We start from the raw sequence: 17516 nt of genomic DNA, 5'->3' as shown, positions 1-17516 counted from the left end.
CGGCTGCGCCTTATCCGACCTACAAGATTTGCAATATCAATACGTTGTGATGAACTCTTGTAGGCCCGATAAGCAAAGCGCCATCGGGCATTCAGTTTGCAACCGCGTTGTCAGAGGGCCAAAGATTATACTCAAGAATTAACGTGTTCCTTACTGTAGCGCCGCTTCCAGGCGGTAGGCGTCAGGCCGGTGTGCTTGCGGAAGATCTGGCGAAAGTAACCAACGTCATTAAAACCGCACCGCTCCGCCACCTCTTTTAACGAACGCGCGTCGCTAATCAGCAACTTTTCCGCCTCGCGCACCCGCTGGCGGTGGATGGCTTCCGTTAGCGTAAGGTGAAATACCCGCCGATAAACGCGTCCCAGATAATCCACATTGCAATGCAGTTCTTTCGCCAGAACCGAGCTGGAAAGCGGCAGGTGATAGTGCGTTCGAATCAACTGCTGTACTTTCCAGGCCAGCGACACGCCAGCGGCCTCGGCGTTTTCATTCTGCCGGGCGTCAACGGTGAGCTGCTGCAAAATCAGCAGCACGATGAACTCCAGCGCCGGGCTGCGCTGGTGCTTTTCCTGCTCGTTCATAAACTGGCGAAAAAGCGCAATCAGCGCCTGCGGATCGGCAACCTGGGTATGCTGCGGCACGGAAAGATGCGTCAGCCAGCGCGGGTCGCTGTCAGGCGCTTTGACCTCAAAATGGAGCCAGTAAAATTTAAGATCGGCTGGAAACTCCTCAACGCCAATATGGCGGCGATGCGGCCAAAGCAACAGGCTTTCCCCGGCTTCGACACAGAAAACACATTCTTCTTCCTGAATTTTCAGGCAGCCTTTTTCCACAAATATAATTTCCCACGATTGCAGACGCCTGGCAGGATGACGCCCAATGCCGCGAGAAATAAATAATCCGCCGTTTTGGACTTTAATCGGTAATGTTATGGATAATTCGAGCATTAATATGTCATTTCCCGCTCATTCAGCACCGTATTTCATATTACCTTTTGATTATTAACTAAAAATAGTCATTTCACTCGATCCATCTCACATTTTTAAATACGGGTCGGAATCGTCATCTTTTTTTACTCTTTTATCGCCTTGTCGCTCACCGCTATCTGGGCAAAATGAATCAGGTCATAACGCGAAAATAAAAATTACTGCCATAAAATACCCCGTCAGCGAGGAATATTTATGACCTCTACAGCCTTAAGGAGCACGAAATGAACGTACTGGAAGTCGATCTGCATAAACTGACGGTCAGCGATCCGTTCCTCGGACAGTATCAACAACTGGTTCGCGATGTGGTTATTCCTTACCAGTGGGATGCGTTAAACGATCGTATTCCAGAGGCTGAACCCAGCCATGCCATTGAAAATTTCCGCATTGCCGCAGGCCAGCAGACGGGCGACTTTTACGGCATGGTCTTTCAGGACAGCGACGTGGCGAAATGGCTGGAAGCGGTTGCCTGGTCACTGTGCCAGAAGCCCGATCCCGCGCTTGAGAAAACCGCCGATGAGGTGATTGAACTGGTGGCCGCCGCGCAGTGTGACGATGGCTATCTCAATACGTACTTTACGGCAAAAGCCCCGCAAGAACGCTGGAGCAACCTGGCGGAGTGCCACGAGCTTTATTGCGCCGGGCACCTGATTGAAGCGGGCGTCGCCTTCTTTCAGGCCACCGGCAAGCGTCGGCTGCTAGACGTCGTTTGTCGCCTGGCCGATCATATCGACAGCACTTTCGGCCCTGGCGAAAATCAGCTGCACGGCTATCCGGGCCACCCGGAAATTGAGCTGGCGCTGATGCGTCTGTATGAGGTAACAGAGCAGCCGCGCTATATGACGCTGGCAAGCTACTTTATCGGGCAGCGCGGCGCCCAACCGCACTTCTACGACGAAGAGTACGAAAAACGCGGCCAAACCTCTTACTGGCATACCTACGGCCCGGCGTGGATGGTCAAAGACAAAGCCTACAGCCAGGCGCATCTGCCAATTTCGCAGCAGCAGACGGCCATTGGCCACGCGGTACGTTTTGTCTATCTGATGACTGGCGTGGCGCATCTCGCTCGCCTGAGCAACGATGAAGGCAAACGCCAGGACTGCCTGCGTCTGTGGAAAAATATGGCGCAGCGTCAGCTGTATATCACCGGAGGCATCGGTTCACAGAGCAGTGGCGAAGCCTTTAGCAGCGATTACGATTTACCGAATGATTCGGTCTATGCGGAAAGCTGCGCTTCAATCGGCCTGATGATGTTCGCCCGCCGGATGCTGGAAATGGAAGCCGATAGCCAGTACGCCGACGTGATGGAGCGCGCGCTGTACAACACCGTCCTCGGCGGTATGGCGCTGGATGGCAAGCATTTCTTCTACGTCAACCCGCTGGAAGTGCATCCAAAATCGTTAAAATTCAACCATATTTACGATCACGTTAAGCCCATCCGCCAGCGCTGGTTTGGCTGCGCCTGCTGCCCGCCGAACATCGCCCGCGTGCTCACCTCCCTTGGTCACTACATCTACACGCCGCGTGCGGATGCGCTGTACATCAATATGTACGTGGGTAACAGCATGGAAATACCGGTTGAAAATGGCGCGCTCAAACTGCGAATCAGCGGGAACTACCCGTGGCATGAGCAGGTGAAGATTGCCATCGACTCTGTGCAGCCGGTACGTCACACGCTGGCGCTACGTCTGCCGGACTGGTGCCCTGAGGCAAAAGTGACGCTCAACGGGCTGGAAGTGGAGCAGGATATTCGCAAAGGTTATCTGCATATCCGTCGGACCTGGCAGGAGGGCGATACGATAACCCTGACGCTGCCGATGCCGGTTCGCCGCGTGTATGGCAATCCGCTGGCGCGTCACGTCGCCGGTAAGGTCGCCATTCAGCGCGGGCCACTGGTCTATTGCCTTGAGCAGGCCGATAACGGCGAAGAACTGCATAATCTGTGGCTACCGAAAGAGAGTGAGTTCCGGGTCTTTGAGGGCAAAGGGCTTTTTGCGCATAAGATGCTGATTCAGGCTGAAGGCGAGAAGCAAAGCGCCCCAGATGCGCAGCATCAGGCGTTGTGGCACTACGATAACGCGCCGTCATCGCGCCAGCCGCAGACGCTAACGTTCATTCCGTGGTTTAGCTGGGCCAACCGTGGCGAGGGAGAAATGCGGATTTGGGTTAACGAGCGGTAATACTGTGCCGGATGGCGGCTGCGCCTTATCCGGCCTACAAGATTTGCAATATCAGTAAATTGCGATGAATTTTTGTAGGCCTGATAAGCGAAGCGCCATCAGACATTACCACCAGGCTAATATCAACGCGGTAGGCCCGATAAGCGAAGTGCCATCGGGCATTACCACCAGGCTGATATCAATGCGGTAGGCCCGATAAGCGAAGCGCCATCAGACATTACCACCAGGCTAATATCAACGCGGTAGGCCCGATAAGCGAAGTGCCATCGGGCATTACCACCAGGCTGATATCAATGCGGTAGGCCCGATAAGCGCAGCGCCATCGGGCATTACCTCTTGCGTCAGAACAGCCCCAGCGGCTTATCGGAATAACTCACCAGCAGGCACTTGGTTTGCTGGTAGTGTTCCAGCATCATCTTATGCGTTTCGCGCCCGATGCCCGACTGTTTATAGCCGCCGAACGCCGCATGTGCCGGATAGGCGTGATAGCAGTTGGTCCATACGCGCCCGGCCTGAATGCCGCGCCCCATCTTATAGGCCAGATTGCCGTTGCGGCTCCAGACGCCAGCGCCCAGGCCGTATTGGGTATCGTTAGCGATTTCCAGCGCCTCCTCCATGGTTTTAAAGGTGGTTACCGCCAGCACCGGGCCAAAGATCTCCTCCTGAAAGACGCGCATATTATTCTTACCAAACAGAATGGTAGGCTCAAGGTAATAGCCCTCTTTAAGTTCGCCATCCAGCTCCTTGCGTCGCCCACCGGTCAGAATATCGGCCCCCTCTTTTTTACCGATATCGATATAATTGAGGATAGTCTCAAGCTGGCCGTGAGAGACCTGCGCCCCCATCTGTGTACCGCTATCTAGCGGGTTCCCGCTGCGAATGCTCTCTACCCGGCGAATAGCGCGCTCCATAAAGCGCTCATAGATGGACTCCTGGACCAGCGCACGGCTTGGACAGGTACACACCTCGCCCTGGTTAAAGGCAAACAGGGCAAATCCCTCCAGCGCTTTATCAAAGAACGCATCTTCCTCATCCATCACGTCAGCAAAGAAGATATTTGGCGATTTACCGCCTAACTCCAGCGTCACCGGAATAATATTCTGCGTGGCGTACTGCATGATCTGTTGACCCACTTCCGTCGAACCGGTAAACGCCACCTTCGCGATACGTTTCGAGGTCGCCAGATATTCGCCGATCTCGCCGCCCGCGCCGTTCACGACGTTGACGACGCCCGGCGGTAACAGATCGCCAATGACTTCCATTAACAGCAGAACGGAAAGCGGCGTCAGGCGTGCCGGTTTAAGCACCACGCAGTTACCCGCCGCCAGCGCTGGCGCCATTTTCCAGCTTGCCATCAACAACGGAAAGTTCCACGGGATTATCTGTCCCACGACGCCAAGCGGTTCGTGAAAATGGTAGGCCACGGTTTCGCTATCAACTTCGCTGATCCCGCCCTCCTGCGCACGTATACAGGAGGCGAAATAGCGGAAATGATCGATCGCCAGCGGTACGTCGGCGGCGCTGGTTTCACGAATCGGTTTACCGTTATCCCAGGTTTCCGCTGTCGCCAACAGCTCGAGGTTTTGTTCCATCCGATCGGCGATCTTAAACAAGATAGCGGCACGGTCTTGTACTGACGTATGCGCCCACTTATCTTTCGCCTTATGCGCGGCGTCGAGCGCTAAATCGATATCTTTTTTACCGGAGGAAGCGACTTCACATAGCGGCTGGCCGGTCACTGGCGTCAGGTTTTGATAATATTCGCCGTCGGCGGGCGCAACCCAGTCACCGCCGATAAAATTGTCATAGCGGGCTTTTAACTTCAGTGGGTACCCGTATTCACCTGGCTGAATACGTGTTGAAGGGGGATTGTTCGTCATGACCAACTCCTTATTGTAAAGGTACTCCACAAGGGTAGACGGTACTGGTGAATTTTTCGCCAATGGTTTCCCGCTTTACGACAGCAATCACGAATTACTTTCCTTTACGTTTCTCCGTCTGGTTTTAGCCATACTAAACAGGTGCCTGTTTAACGTACGGAGAACACTATGCAGCAATATATCGGCATTGATGTGGGAGGAACTCACGTCAAATATGGCGTGATTAACAGTGACGGCGAAGAATTAACCCATTATCAATTCGATACGCCAGAGGACGCCTCCACGTTTACCCGCAAATGGCAGGATGTGGTGGCGCGTTGCCAACAGGACTATGACATTGCGGCAATCGGGGTCAGTTTCCCCGGCCATATTAATCCCCATAACGGTCATGCGGCAAAAGCGGGCGCGCTGGCTTACCTGGATGACGTCAACCTGATGGAGTTGTTCAGCGGGCTAACCGATCTGCCGCTGGTCGTGGAGAACGACGCGAACTGCGCGGCGCTGGGCGAAATGTGGCGAGGCGCCGGACAGCATTATGACAATCTGGTCTGTATCACCATTGGAACCGGCATTGGCGGCGGTATTATCGTCGGACGAGAACTGTATCGCGGCGCACATTTCCATGCCGGTGAATTCGGCGTCATGCCGGTCGGGAATAATGGCGAAAGTATGCATAAAATCGCGTCAACCAGCGGATTAATGGCGTCGTGCCGCCAGGCGCTGGCGCTGCCCGCCGAAGAGATGCCGCCTGCGGATGTGATCTTCGAACGAATGGCGACCGATGTTCATCTGCGTGAGGCGGTCAATGACTGGGCGCGTTATCTGTCACGCGGCGTTTACAGCGTGATCTCTATGTTTGATCCGGGCGTGGTGCTGATCGGCGGAGGAATAAGCGAACAGGAAAAGCTCTACCCGCTCCTGACGCGGCATCTTGAAACGTTTGAAATGTGGGAGGCGCTCCAGGTGCCGATTCAGCCCTGCCAACTGGGAAATCAGGCGGGCAGGCTGGGCGCCGTCTGGCTGGCGCAGCAAAAGCTCGCCCGAAGCTAACGAGTTACGCCTTATCCGGCCTGCATCGTCTACGCAGGCCCGGTAAGCGTCCGCGCCACCGGGCAAAGGCGTTACATCAAATTTCCACAATCTCATCGTGAGTCGCCTGACTAAGGCGCAAAGAATATGGGCAAAACTATTCTGATAATAGGCTCACGCTGGCTATTTTAAGAAGCCAGAAAAATAAAAAGCAACGCAATAATTGTATTGCTTCATTTGTTATTTAATTTAACCATTTCATTCTTTTTGCGGAAATAATAACGCATCACGTAATAAATGATCATTCCCACGACGTCGTGTAAATCCAATCCGGTCAAAATATTCAAGGATCTGAATGGCCAGCTTCCGCCCTACATTCAGCCTGTCGCGAAAATCCGCCGCACAGGTTGATCCTCTCTCTTGATCCAGCTCGCGGATCATATTGGCGAAAGCGACAATCCGATCGTTACGATAGTACCGATCTTTTACGATCGCGGTAATGATGCCTTGCTGTGCCGCCTGCCGCAGCACCAGCCGCATCAATTGTTCTTCCGTTCCGGTCTCTTTCGCCAGATCGCGTACCCACCAGGGCTCATCGCCAAATAGCGGTTCGACTTTTTGCCAGACGGCCTGCTGCTCATCGCTAAATCCTGCTTTATGATCCGGCAGATGCAACCAACCGTGATGGCTATGAATCAGGCCGTCGTCGCGCATCCGCTCGATCAGCATCAGGACCAGCGCTTCATCTTCCATTGGCAGGGCCATGCGGCGTAAACGCTCGCGTCCCGGTCCCGGTTCATCGCGGTGCTGTTCGTGGTAGGTCGCCAGCGTATCAAGAATCTTACGCTGCCAGCGGGCGGCGACGGGCGCGCTTAACAGATTGTCTCCGGCCTGGATAAAACCATGTTGCTCAATAAGCTGACGCATACCGACAGGATTAAGCTGACGCGCCCAACCGAAATCCGGCAGGTTGACGGCGCCGCGTTCCAGATGAATGGCCAACGCCGCGCTATCGTCCTGCGCGGCGGCAAGCGTTGAAAGCCAGTGCAAATAATCTGGCTTACGTTTACCGCGACGCGGCGCCTTAAGCGTCACCACGCGTGCGCCGGCAAGGGTGGCGCGTGCGGAAATATCACGCAGCACCAGTCTGTCATTATCGGCCAGCCACAACGGCGTATCAAAGATCAGCTCGGCCAGCCCGCCTTCCAGCAAAGAGACGCGACCGGTCACATGGCTGGCGGCATGGTGAATATGTAGCGGCTGCCATTGGGAAAGCGGCGCATGAAGCGCCAGAGAAACGATCACCCGGGAAAAAGCCTCCCCCACCGGCGCATCCGAAAGCAGCCAGTCGCCGCGGTTAAGCTGCTCCTTCTCCGCATCGCCCGCAATATTGAGCGCAATACGTTGCCCGGCATACGCATGGTCGGTGGGCTGATTTTGCGCGTGTAGACTTCGTACGCGCATCGGCGTATTAACGCCGGTCAACCATAGCGTATCGCCCACGTTTACCTCTCCGCTCAGCGCCGTTCCGGTCACCACCAGTCCCGCCCCTTTCACCGTAAACGCACGGTCGATAGCCAGACGGAAACGATGCTGCGCGGCGTGCAAACGTGCAGGAAGCTGCTGTAAATGAGCGCGAAGTTCTGCAATACCGCGTCCTTCATTGGCGGCGGTGACAAATAAAACGGTATCGGCGAAGCCATAGTTGTCGAGCGCCGCCAGTACCTCTTCACGTACTTCACCGATACGCGCCTCATCCACGCGATCGGCTTTGGTCAGCGCGACGGTGAGCTGGAGATTGCCCGTCAGTTGCAGGATCTGTAAATGCTCGCGCGTTTGCGCCATGACGCCGTCATCACAGGCGACCACCAGCAAAGCGTGATCAATACCGCCTACGCCCGCCAGCATGTTAGAGAGGAATTTTTCATGTCCAGGCACATCGATAAAGCCCAGCACGCGACCATCCGGCTGCGGCCAATAGGCATAGCCCAGATCGATAGTCATCCCGCGTTTTTTCTCTTCCGGCAGGCGATCGGCATTGACTCCGGTAATCGCCTGGAGCAACGTCGTTTTACCGTGGTCTACGTGTCCGGCAGTTGCAATAATCATTTCAGCATCATCTCCATAAACCGGCTTTCGTCTTCAAGACAGCGCATATCCAGCCATAAACGGCCATCATAAATTCGGCCAATGACCGGTACAGGCAGCGTGCGCCAGCGGGCCGCCAGTGCCTCCAGCCGACTACCGCGCCCGTCGTGCGGGGTAAAGGTCATGGCGGCGCTGGGAAGGCGGTCTACCGGTAATGAACCGCTGCCGATTTGCGACAGGCAGGGTTTAACCTCCAGCGCAAATTCATCGCCGTAACGTGCCGCCAGCCGCGCCTGTAACCGCTGCGCTTGTTCGCGAATCGACGCTTCACTGCGGGTTAACAGACGCAGGGTGGGTAATTTCTCCGCCAACGCTTCCGGGTGCAGATACAGACGTAACGTTGCCTCCAGCGCCGCCAGCGTCATTTTATCCGCGCGCAGAGCGCGTTTCAGCGGATGGCTTTGCAGTTGGGCAATCATCGCTTTTCTGCCGACGATGATCCCGGCCTGCGGCCCGCCCAGCAACTTATCGCCGGAGAAGCTTACCAGGCTGACGCCTGCGGCAATGAGCTGCTGTGGCATCGGCTCTTTGGGTAAGCCATATTGACTTAAATCCACCAGCGAACCGCTGCCCAGATCCGCCACCACCGGAATATCCAGCTCTCGCCCAATTTCCGCCAGTTCCGCTTCCTCTACCGTTTTGGTAAAGCCCTCAATGCTGTAATTACTGGTATGCACCTTCATCAACAGCCCGGTATTTTCATTTACCGCCTGACGGTAATCTTTCGCGTGCGTCCGGTTGGTGGTGCCCACTTCATGCAGCGTACAGCCCGCCTGGCGCATAACATCCGGAATACGAAACGCGCCGCCGATTTCGACCAGCTCGCCACGCGAAACCACCACCTCTTTGCCGCTGGCGGTCGCCGCCAACATCAGCAATACCGCCGCCGCATTGTTATTGACGATACAGGCGTCCTCCGCCCCGGTGATTCGGCATAACAGCGTCGCCAGCGCCCGGTCGCGATGCCCCCGCCCGGCGCCATCTAAATCGTATTCCAGCGTCACCGGCGCGCGCATCGCCTGCGTTACCGCCTCAATCGCTTCTTGCGCCTGCAATGCGCGGCCAAGATTGGTGTGCAACACCGTCCCCGTCAGGTTAATCACCGGGCGCAGCGCGCTTTGCGCCGCATTTTCCAGCCGGAGTTTCGCCTCTTGCGCCCAGTCTGCGTACCAGTCGGGAAGCGTTTGCGTATTCCGGATGACGTCGCGCGCGTCGTCAAGCATCCGCCTAAGCAGATCAACCACCTGGGTATGACCATACCGATCGCGCAGAGAAAGAAAAGCGCTATCGTGCAATAAGCGATCGATAGCAGGAAGCTGGCTGTAGAGTGTACGCGTTTCGCTTGTCATGAAAATGCCTGGCTGTTGGTGGCCCTCTCCTGGCGGGAGAGGGATATCGACATAAGGGGGATTGTAACGTGAGTTTGCTCAGGCGGACATAATGCGCGTCAAGCCTTTGGCGCTTCGGTGCGGGCAAAGCTTTCGCGTTGAAAAAGCGTTTCGACCAGTTTGACCAGGTGGGGGCGGCTAACACACCAGCCAGGCGCGACCCGGCGGAAGTTGAGATAGCCTACCGCACAGGCAATCGCGATAGTCGCCAAATTGACCGTATCCGTTTTTAGTGTCCCGTCGCTCAGATAACTTTCGAGCATATCCAGGCTGCGGTTGATTTTTTCCCGCTGGCGCAACAGTTCCGTTTCCGATTGTTGCGCCGCCGGGCGCGCCTGTTCGCGTACAGAAACCAACGCTGCATCCATAATGCCGTCAGCCAACGCTTCAAGCTGGCGAACTTTAAGCGCCGCCATCGGGTCACGCGGGAGCATCGCTGGCGCGATATCCAGCAGCTCAATATATTCCGCGATGATCGGCGAATCGAACCAATACTCGCCCGCATCGGTGACCAACGCGGGTACTTTACCTAACGGGTTATAGCGCGCCACCCCGCTATCCGCGTTGTAGGGAAGTTCATTCACAAATTCGAAGGTGATGCCCTTTTCCAGTAACAGAATCGAAATTTTACGCACAAAAGGGCTGGTATAGCTGCCAATGAGTTTCATGCCGGGTCCTTTTTGCCAACAAAAAAGCGGTGCCCAATGATAGTGGGGCACCGCTTAGTATGGCTCAGGTCACTGAAAATGGCAGGTGATGACGGTCTCAATGATCCAAATAAAGGTAATGCATCCAACTGGTCATGCGCAGCAGTACTTTACGCATTACCGACACGTGGGCGAAATGGTCGGAATAGACTGCGACCTGGGCATAGATACCGTCCGGCAGCGCATCCACATCGGCATTCGGATCCAGCTCAATCGTGGCCAGCACGCCATCGGTACCCGGCACCACCGTTAAGGACTGTAATGCGCCCTGCGCCTGATAAGAACCACCCGGAACGACAGGAAGAATACTGGTCAGCTTGCCGGTGAAAACCTGACCAGGCAGCGCGTTAAACACCACTTCCGCTTCATCGCCTGGTTTAAGGCGCAGCAGCGAATTCTGGCGGAATTGCGCCACGATTTGCCGTTTTTGTTCAGGAATAAACACCATTACCGGACGCAAAGGTAATGCTGCTGCGTAAGTCCCCGGACGAATTAAAATCTGCGTGGCATAACCGTTGCTGGGGGCACGAACTACCGTCTGTTCAAGATTGTATTTAGCCTCGGCAAGCTGGGCACGTAGGGACGCAACCTGAGATTGCTCACCGTTGACCATACTGTCTAATTGGCTCTGAATCTGCGTCTGTTCTGCAACCGAGCCTTTGACCAGCGCATCCTGTGCCAGATAGTTTTGCCGAGCGTTATCGATATCGCTTTCAGAGAACGGGTTAACCTTCGCCTGACTGCCTTTCAAATAGCGTTGATAATCTTTATACAGACGGTCACGTTCAGCAGATACACGGGTGGTATTGGCGACCGCTTCCGACAACTGTGCTTTCAGGTTGTCGATGTTGTGCGTAGCGGTAACCAGATCAGCCTGCAGCCTGTCGACACGCGCCTGATACCGTACCGGATCGAGCTTAAACAGCACATCACCTTTTTTAATTAGCTGATTATTTTTATCTGTTACCTCACTAACAATTCCTGTGACTTGCGGAGTGACCGGAATTGAAATAACCGCTTTTTGCGCCGTAAAAGTATACGGGTGGTTATAGTTCATTAATAAAATCAATCCCGCAACAATGAACACCCCACCTAATGCAGCGGTAGCAAGCGTCCATTGGTTTACCGGAATACGGAATATTTTAAAGATGGCCCAGGCAAAGGCCACATAGGTCAGGACTATCAACAAATCCATGATTAAATCTCCGGAAAGGTGGAGTTATCGTTTTTTTTCTCCCCATCCAGTCTTTTTTCCAACTGGGTGATTCGCGCTGCCAGCGCGGCAATCTCAGGGTCTGACTCCTTTCCGGTCGGTGTGATGTGTGACTGCATTCCCCATCCCTTTTCAGGCTGGTAGAGCGTGGCCCAGATCCACAGGAACGGCCAAATAACATGAAGAGTGAACAGGCTCACCCATCCCGCAGTATGGATGGCATCGGCATGGGGATGGTTACGTTTTTTAGCCATGTTATAGGGAATATCGTGAATGGCGATGATTCCGTAAAACAGAACCAGAAAAACGAAGATCAGCACGCCCAACGCGAAATAATTTAGAAACATGCCTGCCTCGAATTCACGCTAATTAGAGTTTTTTATGCCGGCAGCCGTATGCACCCTGGCTGATGTTTTGAACATAACTGCAGTTTGGGGTTTTCGCCATACCACAAAATAAATATTTTTTCTGGTGAGAAGTTGCTTTGTTTTGCAATAAAAAATGTCGGGGGTAGAACCTGCCGCAGATCACATCTACTCAAATCCAGATGAAAATAATTTGCGATCCACATCACAAAAATTCGACAAACAGCAAAACCAAAAATGTGAATCAGTTCACATTTAATCCTCATTTGCAGCGAATTATTGCACTGTGATGTTTTTTTGTACCGTTATTTTGTGATTAAAATCACATTAACTAACGCCATACACCCTATATTTACGTGACGAATATCACATAAAAGACCGTCGACTGGACAGTTGAACGATTCAGTGCCAGATTGCGCAGTATCTACACTACAGGGTCCGGCTACCTCTGCCGCTACATTAACAAACCTCGGGCTTTCAGCCTGCGCGACAGCAACATAAGAAGGGGTGTTTTTATGTCATCCGATATTAAGATCAAAGTGCAAAGCTTTGGTCGATTCCTCAGCAATATGGTGATGCCTAATATCGGCGCGTTTATCGCGTGGGGTATTATCACCGCATTATTTATTCCAACAGGGTGGTTGCCTAACGAAACGCTGGCGAAACTGGTTGGTCCGATGATCACCTACCTGCTGCCGCTGCTCATCGGTTATACCGGCGGTCGTCTGGTTGGCGGCGAACGCGGCGGCGTGGTGGGCGCTATCACTACCATGGGCGTTATTGTCGGCGCGGATATGCCGATGTTCCTCGGCTCAATGATCGCCGGTCCATTAGGCGGCTACTGCATTAAGAAATTCGACAGTTGGGTAGACGGTAAGATCAAATCCGGTTTTGAGATGCTGGTGAACAACTTCTCCGCTGGCATTATCGGTATGATCCTCGCCATCCTGGCGTTCCTCGGTATTGGTCCGGCGGTTGAAGTCCTGTCCAAAATTCTGGCGGCGGGCGTTAACTTCATGGTGGCGCACGATATGCTGCCGCTGGCGTCCATTTTTGTTGAACCGGCGAAAATCCTGTTCCTCAATAACGCGATTAACCACGGCATCTTCTCACCGCTGGGTATCCAGCAGTCCCATGAGATGGGTAAATCCATCTTCTTCCTGATTGAAGCTAACCCGGGTCCAGGGATGGGCGTCCTGCTGGCGTACATGTTCTTCGGTCGCGGCAGCGCTAAACAGTCTGCGGGCGGCGCGGCAATTATCCACTTCCTGGGCGGTATCCATGAGATCTACTTCCCGTACGTGCTGATGAACCCACGTCTGATCCTGGCCGTTATCCTTGGCGGTATGACTGGCGTATTCACCCTGACCATCCTGAACGGCGGTCTGGTTTCTCCGGCTTCTCCTGGCTCCATTCTGGCCGTACTGGCGATGACGCCAAAAGGCGCTTACTTCGCTAACATCGCTGCCATCGTGGCGGCAATGGCGGTCTCCTTCGTGGTTTCTGCAATTCTGCTGAAAACCAGCAAAGTGAAAGAAGAAGATGACATTGAAGCGGCCACCCGTCGTATGCATGACATGAAAGCGGAATCTAAAGGCGCCTCTCCGCTGGCGGCTGGCGACGTGACCAACGACCTGAGCCATGTGCGTAAAATCATCGTGGCTTGCGATGCCGGTATGGGTTCCAGCGCGATGGGCGCAGGGGTACTGCGTAAGAAAGTACAGGATGCGGGCCTGAGCCAGATCTCCGTCACCAACAGCGCCATTAACAATCTGCCGCCGGATGTGGATCTGGTCATTACTCACCGTGACCTTACCGAGCGCGCGATGCGTCAGGTACCGCAGGCGCAGCATATTTCGCTGACCAACTTCCTGGATAGCGGCCTGTACACCAGCCTGACCGAACGTCTGGTTGCCGCACAGCGCCACAATACTAATGAAGAGAAAGTACGCGACCATCTGAAAGACAGCTTTGAGGAGGGTGATAACAACCTGTTCAAACTGGGTGCGGAGAATATCTTCCTGGGCCGTAAAGCCGCTAACAAAGAAGAGGCGATTCGCTTTGCCGGTGAACAACTGGTGAAAGGCGGCTATGTTGAGCCGGAATACGTCGAGGCGATGCTGGACCGCGAAAAGCTGACGCCGACTTACCTCGGTGAATCCATCGCAGTACCGCACGGCACGGTGGAAGCGAAAGATCGCGTGCTGAAAACCGGCGTGGTGTTCTGCCAGTATCCGGAAGGCGTACGCTTCGGTGAAGAAGAAGACGATATTGCCCGTCTGGTCATTGGTATCGCCGCACGTAACAATGAGCACATCCAGGTCATCACCAGCCTGACCAACGCGCTGGATGATGAATCCGTGATCGAACGTCTGGCGCACACCACCAGCGTGGATGAAGTGCTGGAACTGCTGGCAGGTAAAAAAGCTTAACAGTTAAGTATCCCCAAAATAGTTCGAGCTGCAGGAAGGCGGCAACGCAGTGAATCCCCAGGAGCGTACATAAGTACGTGACTGGGGTGAGCGAGGAGAGCCAACGCATCTGCAGTTCGAAATATGAAGGCGATATCCTCTCCCTTGTGGAGAGGGTTAGGTTGAGGGGAAATCTATGCAGTCCCTCACCCCAGCCCTCTCGGGTAAAAACATTAATGAAGGTTAATACTATGAAAGCATTACATTTTGGCGCAGGTAATATCGGTCGTGGCTTTATCGGCAAACTGCTGGCTGACGCGGGGATACAACTGACGTTTGCGGATGTAAATCAGGTCGTACTCGATGCCCTGAATGCCCGTCATAGCTATCAGGTTCATGTTGTGGGTGAAAATGAGCAGGTTGATACGGTTTCCGGCGTCAACGCTGTCAGCAGCATCGGCGATGATGTTGTCGACCTGATTGCCCACGTTGATTTAATCACTACTGCCGTGGGTCCGGTTGTGCTTGAGCGTATCGCTCCGGCCATCGCTAAAGGGCTGGTAAAACGTAAGGCGCAGGGCGTGGATGCCCCGCTGAATATCATCGCCTGTGAAAATATGGTGCGCGGCACCACGCAGCTGAAAGGCCACGTAATGAACGCGCTGGCGGATGGCGATAAAGCCTGGGTTGAACAGCACGTCGGTTTTGTCGATTCCGCCGTTGACCGTATTGTGCCGCCTTCCGCTTCTGCAACCAACGATCCGCTGGAAGTGACGGTAGAAACGTTCAGCGAGTGGATTGTCGATAAAACCCAGTTTAAAGGCGCGTTGCCAAACATTCCGGGGATGGAGTTAACGGATAACCTGATGGCATTTGTCGAACGTAAACTCTTCACGCTGAACACAGGTCATGCTATAACCGCGTACCTCGGCAAATTAGCCGGTCATCAAACCATTCGCGACGCCATTCTCGATGAGAGTATTCGTGCGGTGGTGAAAGGTGCGATGGAAGAAAGCGGCGCGGTGCTGATCAAACGCTACGGTTTTGATGCCGACAAACATGCGGCATACATTCAGAAAATCCTCGGTCGTTTTGAAAACCCGTATCTGAAAGATGACGTCGAACGCGTAGGTCGTCAGCCGCTACGCAAACTCAGCGCGGGCGACCGTCTGATCAAACCGCTGCTTGGCACCCTGGAATATGGTCTGCCGCATGTAAATCTGGTCAAAGGGATCGCGGCGGCGATGCATTTCCGTAGTGATGAAGATCCGCAGGCGCAGGAGTTGGCGGCTCTGATTACCGAAAAAGGCCCGCAGGCCGCGCTGGCGCAAATTTCCGGGCTGGATGCCAATAGCGATGTGGTGGCGGAGGCGGTTAACGCATATAACGCGACCAAATGACGCAGAATCCGGCGCAGGTTAGCCTGCGCCCAAATAACAGATTGTCAGATATGCAGGCAATAATGGAACAAACCCAGGCCTTTGAAAATCGTGTGCTTGAGCGTCTGAATGCTGGCAAAACCGTACGGAGCTTCCTGATTACCGCCGTCGAGTTATTGACCGAGGCGGTGAATATTCTGGTGCTCCAGGTGTTTCGCAAAGACGACTATGCGGTGAAATACGCTGTGGAACCGTTGCTGGACGGCGACGGGCCGCTGGGCGATCTTTCGGTACGTCTGAAACTTATCTATGGTCTGGGCGTACTCAGCCGCACCGAATATGAAGATGCGGAGCTGTTAATGGCGCTGCGCGAAGAGCTGAATCACGACGGCAATGAGTACGCCTTTACCGACGATGAAATCCTCGGGCCGTTTGGCGAACTGCACTGCGTCATGGCGCTACCGCCGCCGCCGCATTTTGATACGTCCGACGCGGCGCTATACGCCATGCAAATTCAGCGCTACCAGCAGGCGGTGCGTTCGACGATGGTCCTCTCTCTGACCGAGCTGATTTCTAAAATCAGCTTAAAAAAGGCCTTTCAAAAGTAAATCCCGCCGTTAACCTCTTTCTTCTTCTTTTGGTCGGTACAGCCGTCGGTAATATTCCAGACGCTGCAAATAAATGGGCGCGCTCTCCGACGGCACTTCGGAAGGAACATAATCACGCGGCGGCGTTTTATTCAGGTATTCACGGAACGCCTGGCTGGACGCCATAAAATCGACGGCTTTATCAATAAGAAGTGGTACGTTCTCACCTATTTTTGCCATGATAGATCCTCCATGTGGGACCCGCGTCTGACTCCCGCGGTCGCTTATTTGAGTTTAGGATCAATTTAGCGTTGTCATTGAGGAAAATGTGCTTAATCGCTTTTCTTGCCGACAAAAGGGCGCTTCATCTTTTCTTTCGACAAAAAGGATTTTATTCTCAACGAGATAATTAAATAGTGAGCAGTGTAATACTTGCCATAATTGATTATCTTTACGTCATGAGTTGTGAAGAATCACTCACTGCGCGCATACTATAAGGTATCTATCCCATTTCTATCAGAAGCTATCCCATGAAAGAAGTCGAAAAAAACGAAATTAAACGCCTGAGCGATCGTCTTGACGCTATTCGCCACCAGCAGGCAGGTCTCTCTCTGGTTGAATCCGCCGATAAATACGCGGAGCTGGAAAAAGAAAAAGAGACGCTGGAAGCAGAAATTATCCGTCTGCGCGAAGTACACAGCCAAAAACTGAGTAAAGAAGCGCAGAAGCTGATGAACCTGCCGTTTCGCCGCGCGATCACTAAAAAAGAGCAGGCCGATATGGGCAAACTCAAAAAAAGCGTACGCGGCCTGATCGTGGTCCACCCGATGACGGCGCTGGGCCGGGAAATGGGGCTCAAAGAGATGACAGGCTTCGCGAAGAGCGAGTTCTAAACCTTCCGCATCACAGGCTCTCAGGACACCCGTTGTACGGAGGGTGTCTTGAGAGCATCGGGCTATATTCCGAATTTTTCCTGGAAGTATTTACACCGCTTATATACAAGTTCATTTTTAACGGTAGTCTCTGCTTTTTCAGGATGAAAAATTCCACTATCATGCCTGTTTGTATTTATACAATGAATTTTTTTCATCCTCTTTTCTTATATCCCGCAGAATATGATTGACCCGCAAAATTAAATAACATTATCATCCCTGAAAAAAATCCCCATACATAAACATTATAATTATATTTTTATAAAGCATTGCTATGAGTAATTGATAAACAACGTCGGGTATTTGCGCAT

14 protein-coding genes are annotated in these 17516 nt (G+C 53.5%); 6 read left to right on the top strand and 8 right to left on the bottom strand.

Features of this window, described 5'->3' with window-relative positions:
• Positions 1-131: 131 nt before the first annotated feature.
• Positions 132-947: a helix-turn-helix domain-containing protein gene (locus ACLJZ5_RS10015; protein ID WP_000891808.1), complete on the bottom strand. Its 816-nt coding sequence runs from the start codon at positions 945-947 to the stop codon at positions 132-134.
• A 263-nt stretch (positions 948-1210) separates the two neighbouring features.
• Between ACLJZ5_RS10015 and ACLJZ5_RS10010 the strand changes: the two genes are divergently transcribed.
• Positions 1211-3166, top strand: a complete 1956-nt coding sequence (locus ACLJZ5_RS10010; protein WP_023245585.1) for a glycoside hydrolase family 127 protein — start codon at positions 1211-1213, stop codon at positions 3164-3166.
• Positions 3167-3507: 341 nt separating this feature from the next.
• Here ACLJZ5_RS10010 and aldB read toward each other — a convergent pair whose 3' ends face one another.
• Positions 3508-5046, bottom strand: coding sequence for an aldehyde dehydrogenase AldB (aldB, locus tag ACLJZ5_RS10005; RefSeq protein ID WP_000183988.1), 1539 nt, complete (start codon positions 5044-5046; stop codon positions 3508-3510).
• Positions 5047-5214: 168 nt separating this feature from the next.
• Here aldB and ACLJZ5_RS10000 point away from each other — a divergent pair, with 168 nt between their 5' ends.
• Positions 5215-6096, top strand: coding sequence for an ROK family protein (locus tag ACLJZ5_RS10000; protein ID WP_001188280.1), 882 nt, complete (start codon positions 5215-5217; stop codon positions 6094-6096).
• Positions 6097-6333: 237 nt separating this feature from the next.
• Here the strand turns inward: ACLJZ5_RS10000 and selB are convergent, their stop codons facing one another.
• From selB to ACLJZ5_RS09975, 5 genes are all read right to left on the bottom strand, one after another.
• Complete coding sequence (gene selB, locus ACLJZ5_RS09995; protein ID WP_000582387.1) at positions 6334-8184, bottom strand: selenocysteine-specific translation elongation factor; 1851 nt, start codon at positions 8182-8184, stop codon at positions 6334-6336.
• Complete coding sequence (gene selA, locus ACLJZ5_RS09990) at positions 8181-9572, bottom strand: L-seryl-tRNA(Sec) selenium transferase (RefSeq protein WP_024798277.1); 1392 nt, start codon at positions 9570-9572, stop codon at positions 8181-8183. Before selA ends, selB begins: the two co-directional genes overlap by 4 nt.
• A gap of 98 nt (positions 9573-9670) precedes the next feature.
• Entirely contained in the window at positions 9671-10279 is a 609-nt protein-coding gene (locus ACLJZ5_RS09985; RefSeq protein ID WP_000766677.1) for a glutathione S-transferase, read from the bottom strand.
• 97 nt (positions 10280-10376) lie between these two features.
• Positions 10377-11513, bottom strand: coding sequence for an HlyD family secretion protein (locus tag ACLJZ5_RS09980; RefSeq protein WP_003827339.1), 1137 nt, complete (start codon positions 11511-11513; stop codon positions 10377-10379).
• 2 nt (positions 11514-11515) lie between these two features.
• Positions 11516-11878 carry a DUF3302 domain-containing protein gene (locus tag ACLJZ5_RS09975; protein ID WP_000479642.1) on the bottom strand — a complete coding sequence of 121 codons (363 nt, stop codon included), beginning with the start codon at positions 11876-11878 and terminating at the stop codon, positions 11516-11518.
• A gap of 533 nt (positions 11879-12411) precedes the next feature.
• Here ACLJZ5_RS09975 and mtlA point away from each other — a divergent pair.
• The 3 genes from mtlA to mtlR all read left to right on the top strand — a co-directional run bounded on the left by mtlA (position 12412) and on the right by mtlR (position 16294).
• Positions 12412-14328, top strand: a complete 1917-nt coding sequence (gene mtlA, locus ACLJZ5_RS09970) for a PTS mannitol transporter subunit IICBA (RefSeq protein ID WP_000093287.1) — start codon at positions 12412-12414, stop codon at positions 14326-14328.
• A gap of 230 nt (positions 14329-14558) precedes the next feature.
• Entirely contained in the window at positions 14559-15707 is a 1149-nt protein-coding gene (mtlD, locus tag ACLJZ5_RS09965; protein ID WP_000645391.1) for a mannitol-1-phosphate 5-dehydrogenase, read from the top strand.
• Complete coding sequence (gene mtlR, locus ACLJZ5_RS09960; protein WP_000193201.1) at positions 15704-16294, top strand: mannitol operon repressor MtlR; 591 nt, start codon at positions 15704-15706, stop codon at positions 16292-16294. Before mtlD ends, mtlR begins: the two co-directional genes overlap by 4 nt.
• Positions 16295-16303: 9 nt before the next feature.
• On the opposite strand, the gene ACLJZ5_RS09955 is transcribed toward mtlR, so the two are convergent.
• The gene (locus tag ACLJZ5_RS09955) at positions 16304-16513 is read right to left on the bottom strand and encodes a hypothetical protein (RefSeq protein WP_001062558.1); all 210 of its coding nucleotides are present in this window, start codon (positions 16511-16513) and stop codon (positions 16304-16306) included.
• A 290-nt stretch (positions 16514-16803) separates the two neighbouring features.
• On the opposite strand from ACLJZ5_RS09955, the gene ACLJZ5_RS09950 reads away from it, so the two are divergent.
• A complete protein-coding gene (locus tag ACLJZ5_RS09950; protein ID WP_000665687.1) occupies positions 16804-17166 on the top strand; it encodes a YibL family ribosome-associated protein in 363 nt (120 codons plus the stop codon).
• Positions 17167-17516: the final 350 nt, after the last annotated feature.

This window comes from Salmonella sp. 5800, assembly GCF_046558195.1.
GTDB classification, from domain to species: domain Bacteria; phylum Pseudomonadota; class Gammaproteobacteria; order Enterobacterales; family Enterobacteriaceae; genus Salmonella; species Salmonella enterica.
This window is presented reverse-complemented; position numbering and strand designations above follow the sequence as displayed.

Bases quoted from the DNA above. Each gene is read 5' to 3' on its own strand.
- mtlD (WP_000645391.1), top strand. From the start codon at position 14,559: ATGAAAGCATTACATTTTGGCGCAGGTAATATCGGTCGTGGCTTTATC.
- mtlA (WP_000093287.1), top strand. From the start codon at position 12,412: ATGTCATCCGATATTAAGATCAAAGTGCAAAGCTTTGGTCGATTCCTC.
- ACLJZ5_RS09980 (WP_003827339.1), bottom strand. From the start codon at position 11,513: ATGGATTTGTTGATAGTCCTGACCTATGTGGCCTTTGCCTGGGCCATC.
- selB (WP_000582387.1), bottom strand. From the start codon at position 8,184: ATGATTATTGCAACTGCCGGACACGTAGACCACGGTAAAACGACGTTG.
- mtlR (WP_000193201.1), top strand. From the start codon at position 15,704: ATGACGCAGAATCCGGCGCAGGTTAGCCTGCGCCCAAATAACAGATTG.
- ACLJZ5_RS09955 (WP_001062558.1), bottom strand. From the start codon at position 16,513: ATGGCAAAAATAGGTGAGAACGTACCACTTCTTATTGATAAAGCCGTC.
- ACLJZ5_RS09985 (WP_000766677.1), bottom strand. From the start codon at position 10,279: ATGAAACTCATTGGCAGCTATACCAGCCCTTTTGTGCGTAAAATTTCG.
- ACLJZ5_RS09975 (WP_000479642.1), bottom strand. From the start codon at position 11,878: ATGTTTCTAAATTATTTCGCGTTGGGCGTGCTGATCTTCGTTTTTCTG.
- ACLJZ5_RS09950 (WP_000665687.1), top strand. From the start codon at position 16,804: ATGAAAGAAGTCGAAAAAAACGAAATTAAACGCCTGAGCGATCGTCTT.
- aldB (WP_000183988.1), bottom strand. From the start codon at position 5,046: ATGACGAACAATCCCCCTTCAACACGTATTCAGCCAGGTGAATACGGG.
- ACLJZ5_RS10015 (WP_000891808.1), bottom strand. From the start codon at position 947: ATGCTCGAATTATCCATAACATTACCGATTAAAGTCCAAAACGGCGGA.
- selA (WP_024798277.1), bottom strand. From the start codon at position 9,572: ATGACAAGCGAAACGCGTACACTCTACAGCCAGCTTCCTGCTATCGAT.
- ACLJZ5_RS10010 (WP_023245585.1), top strand. From the start codon at position 1,211: ATGAACGTACTGGAAGTCGATCTGCATAAACTGACGGTCAGCGATCCG.
- ACLJZ5_RS10000 (WP_001188280.1), top strand. From the start codon at position 5,215: ATGCAGCAATATATCGGCATTGATGTGGGAGGAACTCACGTCAAATAT.